At 63.5% G+C, this 17481-nt stretch carries 19 protein-coding genes; all 19 read right to left on the bottom strand.

The annotated features are described in order from the left end of the window. Positions 1-25 precede the first annotated feature (25 nt). Positions 26-895 carry a glycine betaine ABC transporter substrate-binding protein gene (locus F622_RS0101180; RefSeq protein ID WP_018176082.1) on the bottom strand — a complete coding sequence of 290 codons (870 nt, stop codon included), beginning with the start codon at positions 893-895 and terminating at the stop codon, positions 26-28. A 50-nt stretch (positions 896-945) separates the two neighbouring features. Further along, positions 946-1788: a proline/glycine betaine ABC transporter permease gene (locus F622_RS0101175; protein ID WP_018143990.1), complete on the bottom strand. Its 843-nt coding sequence runs from the start codon at positions 1786-1788 to the stop codon at positions 946-948. 1 nt (position 1789) lies between these two features. Further along, entirely contained in the window at positions 1790-2995 is a 1206-nt protein-coding gene (gene proV / locus F622_RS0101170) for a glycine betaine/L-proline ABC transporter ATP-binding protein ProV (protein WP_018176083.1), read from the bottom strand. A 53-nt stretch (positions 2996-3048) separates the two neighbouring features. Then, positions 3049-3432 (bottom strand): hypothetical protein, encoded by a 384-nt coding sequence (locus F622_RS0101165; protein ID WP_018143992.1) that lies wholly within the window; start codon positions 3430-3432, stop codon positions 3049-3051. 39 nt (positions 3433-3471) lie between these two features. Next, positions 3472-4515, bottom strand: coding sequence for a lipoate--protein ligase family protein (locus F622_RS0101160; protein WP_018176084.1), 1044 nt, complete (start codon positions 4513-4515; stop codon positions 3472-3474). Positions 4516-4518: 3 nt separating this feature from the next. After that, on the bottom strand, positions 4519-4947 hold the full coding sequence (locus F622_RS0101155; protein ID WP_018143994.1) for a hypothetical protein: 429 nt from the start codon (positions 4945-4947) through the stop codon (positions 4519-4521). Between the two features lie 154 nt (positions 4948-5101). Beyond that, positions 5102-6058 carry a hypothetical protein gene (locus tag F622_RS0101150; RefSeq protein ID WP_018176085.1) on the bottom strand — a complete coding sequence of 319 codons (957 nt, stop codon included), beginning with the start codon at positions 6056-6058 and terminating at the stop codon, positions 5102-5104. A 207-nt stretch (positions 6059-6265) separates the two neighbouring features. Continuing rightward, on the bottom strand, positions 6266-7519 hold the full coding sequence (locus F622_RS0101145; protein ID WP_018176086.1) for an OmpP1/FadL family transporter: 1254 nt from the start codon (positions 7517-7519) through the stop codon (positions 6266-6268). A 284-nt stretch (positions 7520-7803) separates the two neighbouring features. Continuing rightward, a complete protein-coding gene (locus F622_RS0101140) occupies positions 7804-8976 on the bottom strand; it encodes a radical SAM protein (protein WP_019571180.1) in 1173 nt (390 codons plus the stop codon). A gap of 54 nt (positions 8977-9030) precedes the next feature. Next, a complete protein-coding gene (locus tag F622_RS0101135) occupies positions 9031-10113 on the bottom strand; it encodes an NAD(P)/FAD-dependent oxidoreductase (RefSeq protein WP_018168418.1) in 1083 nt (360 codons plus the stop codon). Positions 10114-10138: 25 nt separating this feature from the next. Further along, positions 10139-11230, bottom strand: coding sequence for a lipoate--protein ligase family protein (locus tag F622_RS0101130; RefSeq protein ID WP_018168417.1), 1092 nt, complete (start codon positions 11228-11230; stop codon positions 10139-10141). Then, complete coding sequence (locus F622_RS0101125) at positions 11223-12404, bottom strand: radical SAM protein (RefSeq protein ID WP_018144000.1); 1182 nt, start codon at positions 12402-12404, stop codon at positions 11223-11225. Before F622_RS0101125 ends, F622_RS0101130 begins: the two co-directional genes overlap by 8 nt. Before the next feature lie 105 nt (positions 12405-12509). Then, positions 12510-12947, bottom strand: a complete 438-nt coding sequence (locus F622_RS0101120; protein WP_077276997.1) for a glycine cleavage system protein H — start codon at positions 12945-12947, stop codon at positions 12510-12512. 36 nt (positions 12948-12983) lie between these two features. Next, positions 12984-13391: a DsrE family protein gene (locus tag F622_RS0101115; protein ID WP_026287984.1), complete on the bottom strand. Its 408-nt coding sequence runs from the start codon at positions 13389-13391 to the stop codon at positions 12984-12986. Between the two features lie 8 nt (positions 13392-13399). Continuing rightward, positions 13400-13846, bottom strand: coding sequence for a glycine cleavage system protein H (locus tag F622_RS0101110; RefSeq protein ID WP_018938849.1), 447 nt, complete (start codon positions 13844-13846; stop codon positions 13400-13402). A 111-nt stretch (positions 13847-13957) separates the two neighbouring features. Then, positions 13958-14869, bottom strand: a complete 912-nt coding sequence (locus tag F622_RS0101105) for a CoB--CoM heterodisulfide reductase iron-sulfur subunit B family protein (protein WP_018144004.1) — start codon at positions 14867-14869, stop codon at positions 13958-13960. Beyond that, positions 14862-15578, bottom strand: coding sequence for a 4Fe-4S dicluster domain-containing protein (locus F622_RS0101100; protein ID WP_018938848.1), 717 nt, complete (start codon positions 15576-15578; stop codon positions 14862-14864). Before F622_RS0101100 ends, F622_RS0101105 begins: the two co-directional genes overlap by 8 nt. 49 nt (positions 15579-15627) lie before the next feature. After that, a complete protein-coding gene (locus F622_RS0101095; protein ID WP_018938847.1) occupies positions 15628-16500 on the bottom strand; it encodes a hypothetical protein in 873 nt (290 codons plus the stop codon). Then, on the bottom strand, positions 16439-17467 hold the full coding sequence (locus F622_RS0101090) for an FAD-dependent oxidoreductase (RefSeq protein WP_018168414.1): 1029 nt from the start codon (positions 17465-17467) through the stop codon (positions 16439-16441). The genes F622_RS0101095 and F622_RS0101090 overlap by 62 nt, the downstream gene beginning before the upstream one ends. Between the last annotated feature and the right edge of the window lie 14 nt (positions 17468-17481).

Raw genomic sequence — 17481 nt, 5'->3', positions numbered from 1 at the left:
CGGGCATGGCCATGGCCTGCGGTGATCAGTCGATCACACCGGTCACCCAGTACTGCACGTACTTCGGGTTGTCCTCGATAAAGCGATCCACGGCCTCCGCGTAGGAGTTTTCCTGGGCGTAAAACATCGCGTCTTCCAGGACCTCGAGATCCAGGTGCATACGCGAGATCATCATCGCCACGTCGTGGTACTCCTCGGCGAAGCCTTCACGAGCCAGGGCATGGATCCGTTCGAAGCTGCCCAGGGCACCTTCCGGGTCTTCGAGGTAACGCAGATCATGGGCGCCGAATTTCCAGTGCGGGCTCCAGCCGGTCACCACGATCCACTCGTCACGACGGATGGCGCGTTCCAGCGCGGAGGTCATACCCGCCCCGGAGGAGATCTGCAGGTTGTAGCCATCCAGGCCGTAGGTCTCCATGGCCTCTTCCGACAACCGCGTCAGGCCCGCGCCCGGGTCGATCCCGGTGATGCGGCCATTCAGCTTGTCCCGTACGGAGTCCTTCTTCAGGTCCTCGATGGAGCCAAGCTCGTCCTCGGGGATATAGTCCGGCACCACCCAGCCGAGGCGGGCGTTGCCATACAGCGGCCCCAGGTTCACCACGTCCTGACCCACACGATCCATGTAGTCGGCGTGGGTCCCTGGCAGCCAGGCCATCAGCATCATGTCGATGTCGCCGGAGGCCAGACCCTGGTACTGCGGGGCGATATCGGTCTGGATCAGCTCCACCGAGTAACCCATCTCGTCCTCGATGACGCGCTCGGCCAGCCGGGTCACGAATTCGGCATCGGACCATGCAGTCCAGCCAATCTGGATATCGTCGGCCTGGGCCGTGGAGAGGCCCATGGAGGCGGCCAGCACGCCGCCCAGCAGGGTTGAAGTCAGTGTCTTGTTCATCGTGCTACTCCTTCCTTCGAGTGAAACGGATAGCGCGACGCGAGGGCCGGTCAACTGCTCGCCTTGCGCCGCAGTCCTACGCTCTGAGTGATCCGGTCGAGCAGGATGGCGAGGATCACGACCCCCAGGCCGCCCTCGAACCCCAGCCCGACATCGAGCCGCTGGATACCGGTGAGCACGGTGTTGCCAAGCCCGCCGGCACCGATCATCGACGCGATCACCACCATGGAGAGCGCCAGCATGATGGTCTGGTTGATGCCGGCCATGATCGACGGCATCGCCAGAGGCAACTGAATCTTGGTCAGGAGTTGGCGCCGATTGCAACCGAAGGCCAGCCCGGCCTCGATCTGCTCGCGGTTTACCTGGCGGATGCCGAGATTGGTCAGACGCACCACCGGCGGCATACAGAACACCACCGTGGCGATCGCGCCGGGCACCGTGCCCAGCCCGAAGAAGATTGCGGCGGGGATCAAGTAGACAAACGGAGGCATGGTCTGCATCAGATCCAGCACCGGACGAATCGAGGCCTCGAGCCAGTCGCTGCGCGCCATCGCGACCCCGACCGGCATGCCGATCGCCAGCGCCACGGCGGTGGCCGCCAGCACCAGCGACAACGTCTTGATGGTGGGCTCCCACAGGTCCATCCCGAGGATCAGGCCCAGCGCCACGATAGCGAAGATGCCGAAGCGCCAGCTGACCCGCCACCAGCTAAGCCCCACCAGCACCAGCACCAGCAGCCAGGCGGGGATCGCGAGCAAGGCCCCCTCGAAGGAATTGGTCAGTAGCCCCAGGAACCAGGCAATACCGTCCAGCGCCGGCTCCAGGTTATCGAGGATCCAGTCGACTCCGCTCTCGATCCAGTCGCCCACCGGGATATTGATGCGCCCTTCCATGTCAGTAATCTCCGTTCGCGGCGGCCGCGTTGCGGCTGCGGTCCAGGGCCTCGACCAGGCGCTGCAGGGTCACCAGGCCGCGGAACCGGCCCTCGCCATCCACCACCGGGATGGATACCGGGCTCTGCGCGGCCCGCCGCGGCAGGTCGGCCAGCGCCGTATCCTCGGGGACCGGCTCCACCTCCACCGCGACCTCGCTGGCGGCGCGATCCAAGGTAAGCTCGCCCAGACGCTTGGCCTGGACGACGGACTGGAAGCGCCCGCCGGCATCGACGATCACGGCCTCGTTACCCGGCACGTGGGCAATGCGGTTGCGCGCCTCACCGGCCGTGGTATCGGCATCCAGTACCGGGATGTTCTCGCTGTCCATGATGTCGCAGGCCTGGAATACCTGGGTGATGTCCACGCCGTGGAAGAACGAGCGCACGTATTCGTTGGCTGGGTGCGTGATGATTTCCTTCGGCGTACCGACCTGCACTACCTCGCCACCCTGCATGATGGCGATGCGATCCCCGATCCGGATCGCCTCGTCGAGATCGTGGGAGATGAACACGACCGTACGTCGGTGTTCGCGCTGCAGGTCCAGCAGGCGGTCCTGCATCTCGGTGCGGATCAACGGGTCCAGCGCCGAGAAGGCCTCGTCCATCAGCATGATCGAGGGGTCGGTGGCCAGCGCACGGGCCAGGCCCACACGCTGCTGCATGCCGCCGGAAAGTTCATCCGGATAGCTGCGGGCATGGGCCTTGAGACCCACCTGGTCCAGCGCCTCCTGGGCACGTTCACGGCGCCGGGTGCGGCCGACCCCGGCGATCTCCAGACCCAGCGCGGCGTTGTCGATCACGGTCTTGTGCGGCATCAGGGCGAAAGACTGGAACACCATCGCCAGGTCCTCGCTGCGCAACCGGATCAGATCGCGCTGGCTCATACGCGTGACGTCACGCCCACGGACCTCCACGGTGCCGGCAGTGGGCTCGATCAGGCGGTTAAGCAGACGCACCAGGGTGGACTTGCCCGATCCGGACAGCCCCATCACCACGAAGATCTCACCCTCGGCGATATCGAGGTTGCAGTCCTTCACGCCCACCGTGTTGCCGGTGCGCTCGAAGATGGTGTCCTTGTCCAGGCCGTCCTCGATCAGGCGCAGGCCTTCCTGCGGGTTCGGCCCGAAGACCTTGTACAGCTCGCGCACCCGGATGATGGGTTCCATGCCACGATCTCCCTGTAACGCTGCGTCCGACCCTCGGGCCGGACCGGGGTCCGTTACCAGTCGTACTGGCGAATGAACTCGGGAAGCTTGTCGATCATTTCGTCGCGCCCGAAGAAACGATCGGCGCGAGCCAGGCGCATCTCGTCCTGGATGTCCTGATCCCCGCCGAAGCAGAATACCGGAAGATTGATCTGGTATTCCATGCGCAGCATCCGGATCACGTCCAGCGGGTCGAAGGCCTCGATCTCGTCGAGATCCAGCAGCAGGAAGCGATACAGCAGGATCTCGTTCCACGGACCGAGCTCATCCAGGTCGGTCACCCGGTGCAACTGCCAGCCCTGCGGCAGTTGGGCCTGCATGCGCTCGGTCAAGCCGGCATCCTGCGTCATCAGGATGACGCGTTTCTCCAGGCGGCGTTCGATCGTCGGTTCGGACATACGGCATCTCCGGCGTTCGTGGGTAACGAAATGGGCGGGTCAGGCCGCCGCGATTCCGCGATAGAGCCCGTCGATGCGGGCACTGATCTCGTCGACCATGCGGGCATCGAGCTGGCCGTTCAGGCGCGAGCGCACGCGCAGGCGCTCCGGGGACTCGCCAATCAGGTGCTCCTCGAGGATGGCGGTGGTCGCCGGGTCCTCGCACCAGACCCGTGCGATGTGCGAGCCCTCGACGTGCAGACGCAGGCGCCCACAGGCCCCGCGGGTCTCGAACACGTGGTTGTCGCGGTTCACGCGGATCCCGTCGCGCACCGCAGGCGCCCCCTGCCCGTCGGCCAGATCCTCGAGCTCCTCGCGCCCGGCCGCCAGCCACTGTTCGATGGTGTCTCTGTCCGGCTCGATCACCCGCACCGGCACGCCGAAACGGCGCTCCAGGACCGCGCGCAGGGCGGCCTCGACCTGCGCGGGCTCGGGCGGCTCCGGGCACTGACGGGCGCAATCCGTCATGCCGGTCTCCAGCGCCGGGCGCAGCCAGTCGCGGTAGCCCTCGCTAGGGGCATGGACACAGGCGAGAAAACGCTCGACCGGGAAGTGCCGCAGGAAGCTGGCCCCGAACACGCAGCCCTCGTCGAGCGTGGCCGCGCCGGTGCCCATGATCTTGCGCCCCTGGACCCAGACATCCTGACCCCGCGCCTCCACGCCCTCCAGCCCAACCTCACGCAGGACATCCATCGCAATGCCCAGGCCCATGGCGAACAAGTGGCGATGCCCCCGAGCGAGGACATGACGCGGCTGGATCAGGAAGAAACAGGCCTGATCGGCATCCACCCAGACCGAGCCACCGCCCAGCGGGCGTCGCACCACCGGGACGCCCTGCTCCGCACAGGCCGCAAGGTCCAGATCGGACGCGGCATCCTGGCTGGCGCCGACCGATATATGTGGCTCGCGGGCGTGCGTCCAGAGTACGCGCGGGGGGGCGTCCGGCGAGGTCATGCTCGCCAGCCCCGCATACAGCGCGTGGAGTTCCTCGGCGGAGCGAGCCCCGGCGTCGATCCACTCCGGGGTCACCGTCGATGCGACCAAGTGTCAGCCCTCGGTCTTGTCCTGGCCGGCAGCGGGATCGTCCGCCTTGTCCTCCTGGCCGGGCTGGTAGAAGTAACGGAAATAGAAGTCGCTGCGCGAGAGATCCTCGTACAGCTTGGCACGTTCCTCGACCCCACTGCGCATGATCTCGACCATGGCCATGGCCTGCTCGCCGTCGATGATATGGATGCCGCCGGACAGCTCCTGGTCGGTGTCGAGAAAGTGCGCGGCCAGCTCTTCCGGCTCCTGGATGTAGACCAGGAAGGACTTGCACTCGGCATCCTCCAGATCCAGCGGCTGCATCACGATCTTGCCGAGCCAGGCCAGGCGCGCGACCTGGTTGAACTGATGGATATCGAGCTTCTTGCCCTTCTTGTACTTGTTGAGTTCGTTGCGGATCTCGCCAATATTGGCGATCTTCATCGATTTCATGGATGTGCATCCTGCCGCGAGTGTTGCGGGAGCATAAAACAACTGCGTGCCCGGGCCGTAAAAAAACCCCGGCAGACCGGGGTTCTTGAGTGGGGTACGCGGGAATTCCGCCACCCCTTGCGCCATTCCATGGCGCGAACGGATTATAGCGGGGTTACCACTCGAATCCGCTATCTTCCTGCTCCTGGTGGCCGGCGACCGCCTTCAGGGTCTCCTCCAGCGCGCCGGGCGAGCTGCGCAGACGCATGAAGCTGTTGTCCCCCAGCATCCGCAGATCCGGGAAATGCAGCGCCTTGCGGAAGCGCATGTGCAGCGCCTCCACCTCGCCCCCGCGGACCATGATCTCCAGCGGCACGGTCGCGGTATGGCGGAACTCGCCCACATCCACGATGCCGAGCTGGTGCAGGTCGGCCGAGTCCTGGTCGGCCCCGTCGGCCTCGCGCACGGCCACGCCGATCACGGTGACGTCCTGCCCCGGGATGTCCACCCGGTAGACCTCGCTGACCCCGGCGACACGGGATGCGAGATTGCCATCCAGCTCGTTCAGCGCCGCCCGCCGGGAGCCATGACTCGCCAGCTCGTACGGGGCATCAAAGCGCTCCATGCCAAAGGTATAGCGATAACGGCTGAGATCACGTTCGCTCAGCCCGTCCTCGGAACCGTACTCGCGTTCGGCACCCAGAGTGCTGGACAGGCGGTTGGCAACACCCGTTACCGGACGATCCAGGCGATAGGCGTGACGGAAGTACTCCAGGTTGTTGTAGCTCACCTGCAGCTCGCCATCGACCGCGGTTACGGCCACGCGGATCGGGGCGATATAACCACCCCGCTCCTCCGAGCCGGCGACGGACAGCAGGTCATCGTGGGTGACCACGACCACGTGTCGGTCATTGCTGACGGGGTATTCGCCCAGAAACCGGAAATCGGCCCCCTCCAGGCGTTCCCGCACACTGGCAGCCTCGCCGGAGACATCGGTCCCCGATTCGGTGTAGGCCAGTACAAACGGGCGATAGGTATCGGCCGCCACGGTCTGGCTCGCCGCGAACAGCGCAACCGCCGCGACCATGCCGACCGCACGGACGCTCCCGCGCAAGGCGTGGATTGCTCGCATGGCATCCTCCTTTGAATTCACTAATAGGTTCGAGCGGAATGCTCGGCAGGAAGAAGGGCCCGGAATGCACCCCCCGGTGCGTCACGAACTCCAGAATCACCCGCCCTCCCTGGCGGATCCGGCCTTCCCCTCAAGACCGGCGCGCCCCTCCCAGGCGCGCAATACCAAAGCCCCGCGGCGGTCAGGCGACCGCCCCGGGCCTCCCGATCAGAACCGGTACGCGTACCCGATCTCGAGCTCGTACTGCTTCATCTCGATCTTGATGTCCTGCGCCGGGTTCATCATGTTCGGGCCAGTCACACTCTGGCTTGGGGCGTACATGGCTGCAAAACTCAGCTCATGCTGCTCGCCAAAGGCCTTGGTAAAGCCAAGCGTATAGTGGTGTTTCATAACGGCTGGCGCAATCACGTTAAAAGTCACGTCGCTCGATCGAATCGGATTCTGACCTCGGTTGTAGCCCACACGCCAGGTCCAGTCATTGCCTGTTTCAAACTGCGCACCGAGCTTAAAGACATTGATGTCGCGCCAGCCGAAACCTGCCCCATTGCTTGCACCAAGTGCACCCTCTGGCCCCAAGGAGAGGTTGGATCCCGGATTTGAAATAGCATCGACATCAGAGTAATTGATGCGCTGGTAATCGGCCGATACGGTGATGGCGGGAGTCACATCTACCGAAACGCCCAGCCCGTAGGTAGAGGGGATATCGAACTCTCCACCATTGGCGAAAAGCCCTCGATAGTCGTCAAAATCGCCATTACGGATCTTGGAACGATAGTTCGCCCCGACGGTAACACCGTCCGCAACGTCCGCCTGGAAGCCGACCTGACCTCCATATCCCCAAGTCGAATCCGTACCGTTGTCGCTAACGTACTCCGGTGCAACGCTGAAGCCAGCGAAATCACCCAGTCCCTCAGCTTTGAAACGTTGATAACTGATGATCGGGCTCACCCCGACTCGAACGCGCCCCTCGGCAAAACTCTGGGCGTAGGTCGGAATGATGGCGAGCTGCTCAAGATTGACACCGGTCGTTGCCCCCGGCGGGTTACCGCTCTGGTTGAAGATCGGCTGGGGATAGTCGGTATTCATCCCCCCATTGCCCAACAACGTGATGCCCCAAGACCGGGTCTCATCAATCTGCTGAACATAACCGAGGGACGGGATGAAGAAATTCTTGCTCCCACTGTCGATCGTCGGTTGACCTTCGAAAGTCACAGAACGCTCGGGACGGAAGTAGGTGAGGGAGCCGTCGATGCGGGTCTCCATGCCGGCGATGCCGGCGGGGTTGATGCCCGGGGCGTAGGAATCCTGGGAGATCGCCATGCCGACGCCCCCCATGCCCTTGGCCTTGGTGCCGTAGCCGTGGGCGAAGTAGCCGTTGGTGGCGTGCGCGACGCCGGCGGAGCCCATGGCCAGGCCGACCGCGATCGTCACCAGGCTGCGGCGAATGAAGCGTGCTTCCATCTTTTATCTCCTTTGGTGGTCTTCTTGTTGTGTTGTGCGAACACCCCGGTTCCGCGCGGCCCCCTTGTATCGCCGCCGGTCCGGTCTTGGTGGTGTTCCCACGGCCCGCGCCACGGTGACCGACTGTGGCGCGAGTTTTTCGGCAGGTGTGTTCAAGGGCACTCGGGCGAATGGCCTTGATAACCCTGCTCGAAACCTGAATATTCAAAAAGTCTTATTGATCCCCTGACGTGCGAAAGCCCCGGGGGTGCCGGGGCTTTCGCTGGATACTACCACTATCGTTTTCAGGCTGTCTTCTCGTCTTCTGTCTCGTCGGCGTCGAAGTCGAAGGTGCCGACATCCTCCCCGGCCATTTGCCGCTGGACGAACCCGACATCGGTCGAGTTGAGAGCAAACGGGAAGGACAGGATGTCCGTCGGGCTGGAATCGCCGTACGGGCGGTTACAGGCCGAGACCTCCTCGTCCGACTTGCCGGGGCAGCCGGAGGTCTGGAACGGCTTGCCGGAGGCGATCAGTTCCTCGACCTCCGACTGCGGCAGACCGAAGTCCACCACCTGGCCATCATTGTTGAACTTCATGTCGTCGATACGGCCACCGGCGTAGTCGATCACGAAGCGGCCCAGCTGCACGCGGCGCCACTGGTCGCGCGGGACCGGGTTCCAGTCTTCCATCAGCGAGCCCTCTTCCGGGAAGAAGGCGAACATGTGGTTGTGGCCGCCCAGGTCGCGGATACGCTGGCAGACCTGCAGGATCTCTTCCTCGGTCTCGCCCATGCCGCAGATCAGGTGCGCGCCGAACTTTTCCGGCCCGAAGATCTCGGCGGCCCACTCGATGGACTGCCAGTACTTGTCCCAGGTGTGCGGGCTCTCCACCGACTTGCCGCGGGTGCGCTCGAAGATCTCCGGGGTCACCGCGTCCAGCGCGACGGTGAAGATGTCCGCGCCCTTGTCGCGCAGGAGCTGGAGGTCTTCATAGCTCATGGTGGTCGGATTGGACAGGATCGACACCGGGATATGGTTGACCTCGGCGACCCAGCGCTCCAGCAGCTCGACGGTGTCGGCGTCGGAGTTCGGGTGGGTGATCATGGAGATGCACATGCGCTCGAACTGGCCGGCGTCGGCATGGTTCTTCACGCGCTCGATCACCTCGTCGTACTTGGCGGTGGGCCAGTCGACGCGGATGAAGTTGCGGTCGGCGTAGTCGCGCGATTCCTCGCGGTGGCGGGCCAGGCCGCAGTAGGAACAGTTGGCGCGGCAGCCTTCCGGGTAGGTCACCAGGAGGTTCAGGCAGTGCGTGCAGGACGTGCGATGCATGGTGCCCGGCACTAGGCCCAGCGTGATCGCGGCCGCGGTGGACATCTGCACGTACTCCGGCGAACGCATGTCCGGGGTCTTGATGTGATAGTCGGGCCGGTAAAAGTTGATCGGCGCGACCATCTCCTCTGCACTTGCACTCATGGAATTCCTCCAGCGTTGTCTCGGGGATGCCAGGCATCCGTCGACCGGGTCCGATTACGCGGCCCGGTCACCATCGTTGAAATACTCGGAAAATGCAATCCATCCGCGGCGCTGAGTGGCATCTTCCTGCGCCCGCGGGGTTCGCCAGTGTTCGTTGAGGAAGGCGCGCCGCTCGCAGGCGCGATCCAGCGCCGGCCCGTACTGGTCGCGCATGTCCTCGTCGTAGTCGGCCAAGGCCTCGGCGTCGCCTTCCAGGTGGCCGATCGCGGCCTCGCCGGCGGCCTCGCCCGAAACCACCGCTGCGGCAATACCGGCCCCGGTAATCGGGTGCGTCAGGCCACCCGCGTCGCCGACGAACAGCACGTCGCCGGCCACCAGCGACTCCCGAAGGCCGCCGACCGGGATCGCCCCACCGGTGCGGTAGCGGATCTCCTCGCCCAGCAGGCCCTGATCGACCAGCTGGGCATGCAGGGACTCCAGCGGCGCCTTGAGATCACCGGCAATGCGCTTGTCCGCGCCCAGGCCAAGATTGGCCCATTGGCCCTTGGGGAACAGCCAGGCGTAACCGCCCGGGTAGTCATCGGACAACCAGACATCGGTGGCGGTGTAGGGCTTGTTCAGCGGCACGGTGTACTGGCGGGTCTGCACCGTCGGCAGGGCCGGCAGGCCCAGCGATTCGGCGACCGGCGAATGCGGCCCATCGGCCGCGATCAGCACGCGGTAGCCGATCTCGTGTTCGTCACCGGCGTGTTTCACCCGGGCGGTATGACGTTCCGCGTCCACCGCCACCAGCGGAGTCGAGGTCACCAGCTGCGCCCCGTTCGCCTCGGCGGCACGGATGATGGCGCGATCAAACTCGCCGCGATCCACCATCAGGCCCGGGAAGTCGGAATGTTCCACCGCGCCGGAGGGCAGGAAGCTCTGCATCGCGTCGATCCGCTGCAGCAACACGCCGTCGGGCTGCGCGTACGCGCCCATCGGGTTGGGAATGAACTCGGCGCACTGCACCGGCTCGCCGAAGGCCTTGTTACGCTCGACCGCGAGCACCGACAGCCCGGCCTCGGCACACACACGCGCGGCCGAGGCCCCGCCCGGGCCCAGACCAACGACCAGCACATCCACCGCGGCGGGCAGCATTAGCGAAAACCTCGCGTTCCGTTCATCATTCCGCGACCGCTTCGACCTCGGCCTGCGCCAGCGCCGACTGGATAGCGGCGATGAAGTCATCCGCGCTCAGCTGGAGCATCTCGACGTCGCGCTCGGCGAAGAAGGCGCGCACGCGCTCTTCCATCTCCGCCTGCGGCGTATCCCGCAGGGCTGCCTCGAGATCGGCGATCGTGCGGGCCGGTTTCACGAAGATGTCCCCGGTAATCCACAGCTGCTTCAGACGCTTGCGCTCCGGGTCCAGCGCCACGCCCACCCGCATCAGCCCGCCATCGGACTTGGAGATACTCTCGAACATCGGGGCATCGGTCGCCGGACGGTTGCGCTGATACACCCACTCTTCGGTATCGATGTCCGCCAGCGCCTCGTCGAAGGCGCGGCGCTCTTCCGGGAGTACGTCGGCGGCTTCGGTGCGCACCCCGAACTCCTCGGCGAAGGCGCGCGCAATGGCCTCCTTGACCACGTCCAGTGCGGGCATCTCGTCGAGCAGCGTGGCGAGGTTCACCACCCGGTCGCGCGCGGACTCGATGGCCTTGTTGGAAAGCTTCTCCGCCGGTATGCGCAGGATGCGCAGCATGTCCTCGACATCGAACTCGATCAGCAACGTGCCCTGGTACATGATCGAATCGCCGTCAAAGGCGCCGCCGGTACCGGAGATCTTGCGACCATCCACTTCGATATCGTTGCGCGGGCGGAACTGCGCGTCCACGCCCAACGAACGCATGCCGGCCGCCGCTGCGTTACAGATGCGCGCGGCAATCTGACCCATGTCGGCCGAACCGAGAAAGCGTTTGTCCAGATACAGTTCCCAACCGAGCTGGGTGGCATCGAAATAGATCGCACCACCGCCGGTGATCCGGCGCTGGATGGCGATGCCGTTCTCCTGGCAGTACTCGGTGTTGATCTCCTGGTCCACGTTCTGGTGGAACCCCACCAGGGCACAGGGCTGGAACTGCAAAAAGCGCAGGGTATGCGGCGATGCACCTTCCTGATGACATTCCAGCAGGGCGCGGTTGAACGCCATGTTCTCGGCGGCCGGGCGCAGCCCGGTATCGAGGATGCGCAGGGTCGTCTGGTCGCGCTCAGGCATGACAACCACCTCCGGCTGCAACCTCGCCCCCCTCGGTGACGATGCGAATGCCGCCCAGCCCCTGGCGCGCCTTGCGCTCCTGCTCGCGACGGCGGGCTTCCTCGGCCACGATGGTGTCCAGGTCCAGTTCGACGCCACTGGCGGCGCCGGCGTCTTCGGCCATCACCTCGTCCCCGACAGCGATCGAGCAACAGGCCGGAGTCACGCGCACCTTCTTGCCCAGGCGCGCGGCGAGTTCCACCACCCCTTCCGCCGGGTGGGCGATCCCGGACAGGCCCGCCATCACGGCGTAGCTGTCGATCTGGCTCTTGGCCTCGCCCGGTGGACGGGCGCAGCCCAGCAGCAGCGAGGTATCACCCAGGCGCGCGCGGGCGTCGTGGAAGAAGCGTCCCACCGCATGCACATCCGGGGTCTCGAACGGGCGACTGGCCGGCGCGTAGAACGGCATGACCACCACCAGCACCACGGCATCCGGCAGGTGGCGCGCCAGCATCTCGAGCGCATTCCATTCGCCCAGCAGCTTGCCGTAGTGCAAGCCGATCACGATATGCGGGACCACCTTCATGTTGGTGTTCACCAGGCTCTCGAGCGTGCGCTCGAAGTCGTCCACGCTGCGCCGCAGGTGATAGACCTGCGTGATGGTGTCCTGGGCACCGATGACGTCCATCATCGCCGCATCGATTCCCGCCTGCTCCATGGACAGCGCAATGTCGTCGTCCACCAGTGCGGTATGCATGGCAATGCGGAATTCGGGGAACTCGTCCTTGATGCGCCGGATGGTGGAGTAATACGGGTCGTATTCGACCTCGTTGCGATGATTCGAGCCACCGGTCAGGAGCATGCCCTGGGCGCCGGACTCGATCACACCATTCACCTGGCGCCAGAGATCCTCCGGGGTGCGGACGGGGATCATCGGGTCCAGGATCTTCGCCTTGCAGTGGTCACAGGCCAGCTTGCAATCACCACCGGTGATGGACATCGCAGGCCATGCACTCTTGCCACAATCGGCCAGCTCGCTGGACTGGTAGGACTTGAAGGTCGGGGTATAAAAGTGCACCGAACCCGGATCCCCGGCGTGTTGCAGGCTATGCTGGAGGTCATCAACCAGCAACGGATCGACGGGGACGTCCTCGAGGGGCTCTACCCGCTGGATTACATCGTTCCAGCTTGTCATCGGCGGTCTCCGGGTCGGCGCATTTCTTGAAGGTTTTACTCGGGTATTACCGAAAAAAAGAGGCCGCCAACCGCAACGGGTCAGCGGCCCGGACCGGATCGGGGCTTAGCAGCCGCCGAAACCGTCCGCTTCCATCTTGGCTTCGAAGGCCGCATGGGCGTCGGAACCGGTCTTCAGATCGCCGATTTCGCCATCCCAGTCTTCCGGCTTCAGCTTGATCAGCCAGCCTTCCCCGTAGGGATCTTCGTTGATCAGGCCCGGGTTACCCGCAACCTTGTCGTTGGTCTCGGTGACTTCACCGGTGACCGGGGTCTTGGCCGGACCCACCCACTTGCCGGATTCGACGGTGGTGCAGGACTTGTCCTTCTTGACCGTCTTGCCGACCTTCTTCGGGGTGTAGGACACAATCGTGCCCGCCAGCGAACAGGCGTAGGACGTCAGACCGACGGTGGCGGTACCGTCGCTTTCCTTGCGCACCCAAACGTTGTTTTCAACGTTGTACATCAGATCTTCCGGAATATCACAACCCCGAACTGCACCCATGTCTTCCTCCAGGAATATTCAAATAAAGCGGGAAAATTAAAACGTTATCGTTTTATCACTGCGTAGTATCAGGTCGGCTAACTCGCTCGCCCGATTCACTTCATCGACATCGTCGATGAGATCCGAAGACGCGTCGATTCTATACCCCGGCAGAGCGGGCTGGCAAACGTGCAAGCGCACGCCTGCGCGTTTTGCGTCCTGGATAAAGTCCTTGATCAACTTGCCGTCTTCCATGGCCCGCAGATCATCCGCTACACCCTGCTCCATCAAGCGCACGCCCTCCATGGTGAAGAAGATGTGCACGTCCACATCCATCGAGGCCATGACCGCGCCGAGATAGAACGGCGTGGCGCAACGGCCGGGCGTCGACGGGCCCGAGGTCATGATGATCACGACCGTCTGCTCGTCGTTGTCCAGGTAATAATCGTCGTCGATATCAGCCATGGTCCCGCTCACCGCAGCTTTCGCTGGCACTGGATGTCATCGTCCTTGGCCCGCTTGCAGTAGCCTTCCTCGGCCTTGTCCCCGGTCAGGAACACCTCCAGCGCGGACTCGATCCCGTTGGTGGGCTCGACTCGGGCAATCCAGGCATTGTAGGGATCCGAATTCAGCAGCACCGGGTTCTCCAGCACCTCCTCGTTCCCCTCCACGATCTTGCAGTCGATGAAGTTGGGGATCGGACCCGCCCACTTTCCACTTTCGATCGTGGCAACCGGCTTGCCCGGCGGTCGCCGCGTACCCGGCCGCCGCACCCGCACGTGGATGATCTTGCCCGCAATCGTCTGCGACAGGTCGGTCATGCCCACGGTCAGGGTGTCGTCGTCCTCGCGCCGAAGCCAGATCTGGAATTCGTCGTCGTAGAACAGTTCAGGGTGAAACTCGCAGCCGTTGCAATCCATGTTTCGCCTCATTCCCGGGACCGCGGGGACCCGTGCCTACACAAAAAAACGGGCGCCAGGCGCCCGTCTTCCAAAGTCTTCGATGGGCCATGCCGGGCATGGGTCCAGGGATCAAATGACCCCCTTCTCCTTCAGCAGGCCAATCGAGTCACTCACGTTCTCGTGAATGCCCAGTTTCCGCGCGGACAGGCCCATGGCCAGACCCAGCAACTGGGTGAAGTACAGCACCTTCACATCGGTCTTGATGCCGAACTCGGTCTCGGCACGAACCTGGTGCATCTCCAGACCGGAGTGACAGGTCGGGCACTCGGTGGCGATCACTTCCGCACCGGAGTCTTCCGCCGACTGCAGCAGGTTCAGCACCAGCTGGGTCGAGGTATCGGAATCGGACAACGTGTGCGCACCACCGCAGCAGGACGTCTTCAACGGATATTCGACGTTCACGGCACCCGCGGCGCCCAGAAGGTCATCCATGAAGTGCGGCTGATAGCTGGAGTCGGAGCCCGGGCCATTGTCCTTCTCCGGGAAGATCTGGCGCGGACGGGTGTACATGCAGCCGTAGTAGTTCGCGACCTTGATGCCGTTCAGGCTCTTGGTCATCTTCTGCTTGATGCCTTCCGGACCGAGTTCTTCCATCAGCCACTCGAGCAGATGCAGGGTGCGAACGTCGCCGCTGTAGACCGGGTCATCCGACTGACGCGCAAGATCCTGCACGGTGTTCATCGCGTCTTCCGACGTGGCAGTTTCGAACTCGGCTTTCTTCAGGTTGTGATAGCAGCCGTTACAGGGGGCCATCACGGTGTCCATGCCCATCTGCTCGGAGGCGATCGCCATGTTCCGTGCGGACAGGTAGGTCTGCAGCATGGGGTGAACGTTCTTCACCTCCATCGCGCCACAGCAGTTCCAGTCGCGCAGGTTCTCCATCTCGAGCCCCAGCGCCTTCACCAGCACGCGGGTGGAGCGATCGTACGGCCCACCGGAGCCCTCAAGTGCGCAACCCGGATAGTAAGCAACCTTAGCCATGAGCGGCCTCCTTCTGTTCGCGCACGTAACTCTTCAGCACGTCCCCGGTCTTGCCCCAGGACTTGGTGCGCGGCGTATGAATCGTGTTGAAGCCCATCGCCATCAGGTGTTTCACCGGGAGGTGCTTCATCATGCGGAAGACGAACACCTTCAGCCATTCCTGCAGAAGCGGCTGGCCGGTCTTCTTGAAGAAGTTCTGCATGACCTTGCCGTCTTCGATGCGGCCGGTCTTGTAGATCTGATCGGCGAACTCTTCATCGAAGATGCTGGACGGGGTCTTTTCGGTGATCCCTTCCTCTTCCATCCAGTGCGCCAGCGCCTTCATCACGCCTTCCGGCTTCACGTCCTTCGGGCAGATGTTCGTGCATTTGTTGCAAGAAACGCACTGCCAGATGATGTCCTTGTCCTTGACCAGCTCTTCCTTCATGCCAAGCCGGGTCAGGTAGATCCAGTAGCGCGGATTGAACTGCACATTCTGCGCGTACATCGTGCAGGAGTTGGTGCAGGACCCGCACTGCCAGCAGCGGTGCACGTTCTCCGCACCCGTGTAGGTCTGGATCTTCGCCTCGAAATCGTCGTCGTAATCGCGAACCGTGCGCGGGGCAATCATGGTGTTCCAGTGACCGGAAACATCCACCCCGTCGACCACCAGCTCGTCGTGCTGCTGGAGTCGTTCGTCCTCGATCAGTGCTTTTTCATGTATTGCCATGACGTCTCTCCGAAAACCTGTCTTGCCAGGCTCAAGTTCGTTCCGTTATTCAATGCAGCGACGCATCGGTTCCTTTCAGGCGACCTTCCGGGGAATCGATCCCCAGCATCTTCACCGCCAGCTCGAGCGGATCCTGCTTGCCACCAAACTGGTTGTCGATCATCCCTAAACTCATCGACAGCGATCGGGCGTAGTCCGAATAGGCCTGGACCCAGACCAGATCCGTTACAAACGGCAGGTCACGGTAAAAGCCCTCTTCCGCCAGCGCCTCGTAAAACCAGCGCCGTGCCCCCTCGATCGCACCGACTGACTCCCCGATCGGGATTGACCGAAGCGTGTCGTTGGCGCGAATGAACTCGCGCAACGACCCAGTCGTGGTCGACGTATCCCAGACCCAGCGGCAAGCCAGTGGCACAGCCTCGGGATCTGCAAAATGCAGGATCTCGGCACCGAAGTCCCAGATCGCCCGGCGCAGTTTCTTGTCATCTGCCGCCAGGTCCGCGAATGCGGCGAGGCGGTCGTTGACATCAACATCCGGGTGGACCAGGGCACGCACCCCGTCCACCAGGGCCCCTTGCCGTTCCGCCATCAGGGTGACCAGCTTCCGGCGAACCGAAAAGACCAGCCCCCCAAGGGCCCGAACATCCTCTGCATCGATCTCGTCGCCCTTGGCCACGATCGCCGCAAAGACTTCGTGCTTCGAACGCAAGGCCTCGATGAACGTCTCCAACCCATCGACACCGCCCGCTTCGGCGATAGCCCCTTTCAGGGTGGAGAGCTTGGACGCGAGGATCTCCTTGTCAAAGGTAACCTCAAGCGGCTCCGGGGCGAGCCCCGAAGCCGCCTCGTCGCTGACGACCTCAGCCGGCTTTCTGAACCAGCGCATGCAGATCCGCAACCGCGCGGCCACCGGCGGCGGCACCCTGGGCGATCGAGTCGTCGATCGTCTCGGGACCGTAGGCCGCACCGCAGGAGTAGATTCCCTTGCGGGTGGTGCCACAGGTGTTGGTGTACTGCTCGGCCTTCTCGATGAAGCCGTGCTTCTCGAGGCCGATACCGAACACCTGGGAAAGCTCGGGGTTATCGGCGTTCGGATCCATGCCAATGGCATGCACGACGATATCGAACGGGATGATGATCGGGCGCTTGACCAGGGTATCTTCACCCTTGACCAGCAGGCGACCATCGCCCGAGGCCGTCACTTCCGCGATACGGGCCTTGACGAACTTGGTTTTGAACTCTTCCTGGGACTTCCAGTAGAACTTGTCTTCGTACAGGCCGAAGGTCCGGATGTCCATGTAGTAGATGAACACGTCGGTTTCCGGTGAGATCTCCTTGATCTCCATCGCCAGGTTGGCGGAGACGGTGCAGCAGATCTTGGAGCACCATTCGCGACCGATCTGACGGTCACGGGAGCCCACGCACAGCAGGATGCAGACACGCTCCGGCACACGGCCGTCGGACGGGCAGGCGATCTTGCCACTGCCCACCATCTGTTCCATCTGGGTGGTGGTCAGCACGTCTTCATACGTGCCAAAACCCCACTCCGGCTTGTTGATGGAGTCAAAATGGGTGAAGCCGGTTGCCAGGACCACGGCGCCCGCCTGGACGGATTCGCCGTTGGTCAGCGTGGCGGTGAAGTTACCCGCCTCGCCTTCCAGCTTCTCGACCTTGGCGCTCTTGTGCACGGTCGAGTTGGCGTCGTCTTCCACGCGCTTGACCATGCGACCAATGGCGTCCTTGGCCCACTCGCCGGAAGGCACCAGCTTGGCGTAACCCGACAGGATCGGGGCGCCGCCGAGGACGTCTTCCTTCTCGACCACCACGGCCTTGTAGCCGGCCGAGTTGACATTGGCGGCAGCGGCCAGACCGGCCGGCCCACCACCCACTACTAGAACGGTAT

The organism is Thioalkalivibrio sp. ALMg3, from assembly GCF_000381225.1.
Classification (GTDB): Bacteria; Pseudomonadota; Gammaproteobacteria; order Ectothiorhodospirales; family Ectothiorhodospiraceae; genus Thioalkalivibrio; species Thioalkalivibrio versutus.
The sequence above is the reverse complement of the archived record's forward strand: the minus strand, read 5'-3'. Positions and strand labels throughout refer to the sequence as shown.

What these genes read in the sequence shown, in the direction of transcription:
- F622_RS0101105 (WP_018144004.1), bottom strand. Translation starts at nt 14,869, where the DNA reads ATGGCTAAGGTTGCTTACTATCCGGGTTGCGCACTTGAGGGCTCCGGT.
- F622_RS0101150 (WP_018176085.1), bottom strand. Translation starts at nt 6,058, where the DNA reads ATGCGAGCAATCCACGCCTTGCGCGGGAGCGTCCGTGCGGTCGGCATG.
- F622_RS0101155 (WP_018143994.1), bottom strand. Translation starts at nt 4,947, where the DNA reads ATGAAATCGATGAAGATCGCCAATATTGGCGAGATCCGCAACGAACTC.
- F622_RS0101115 (WP_026287984.1), bottom strand. Translation starts at nt 13,391, where the DNA reads ATGGCTGATATCGACGACGATTATTACCTGGACAACGACGAGCAGACG.
- F622_RS0101100 (WP_018938848.1), bottom strand. Translation starts at nt 15,578, where the DNA reads ATGGCAATACATGAAAAAGCACTGATCGAGGACGAACGACTCCAGCAG.
- F622_RS0101130 (WP_018168417.1), bottom strand. Translation starts at nt 11,230, where the DNA reads ATGCCTGAGCGCGACCAGACGACCCTGCGCATCCTCGATACCGGGCTG.
- F622_RS0101145 (WP_018176086.1), bottom strand. Translation starts at nt 7,519, where the DNA reads ATGGAAGCACGCTTCATTCGCCGCAGCCTGGTGACGATCGCGGTCGGC.
- F622_RS0101135 (WP_018168418.1), bottom strand. Translation starts at nt 10,113, where the DNA reads ATGCTGCCCGCCGCGGTGGATGTGCTGGTCGTTGGTCTGGGCCCGGGC.
- F622_RS0101140 (WP_019571180.1), bottom strand. Translation starts at nt 8,976, where the DNA reads ATGAGTGCAAGTGCAGAGGAGATGGTCGCGCCGATCAACTTTTACCGG.
- F622_RS0101125 (WP_018144000.1), bottom strand. Translation starts at nt 12,404, where the DNA reads ATGACAAGCTGGAACGATGTAATCCAGCGGGTAGAGCCCCTCGAGGAC.
- F622_RS0101175 (WP_018143990.1), bottom strand. Translation starts at nt 1,788, where the DNA reads ATGGAAGGGCGCATCAATATCCCGGTGGGCGACTGGATCGAGAGCGGA.
- F622_RS0101110 (WP_018938849.1), bottom strand. Translation starts at nt 13,846, where the DNA reads ATGGATTGCAACGGCTGCGAGTTTCACCCTGAACTGTTCTACGACGAC.
- F622_RS0101165 (WP_018143992.1), bottom strand. Translation starts at nt 3,432, where the DNA reads ATGTCCGAACCGACGATCGAACGCCGCCTGGAGAAACGCGTCATCCTG.
- proV (WP_018176083.1), bottom strand. Translation starts at nt 2,995, where the DNA reads ATGGAACCCATCATCCGGGTGCGCGAGCTGTACAAGGTCTTCGGGCCG.
- F622_RS0101180 (WP_018176082.1), bottom strand. Translation starts at nt 895, where the DNA reads ATGAACAAGACACTGACTTCAACCCTGCTGGGCGGCGTGCTGGCCGCC.
- F622_RS0101120 (WP_077276997.1), bottom strand. Translation starts at nt 12,947, where the DNA reads ATGGGTGCAGTTCGGGGTTGTGATATTCCGGAAGATCTGATGTACAAC.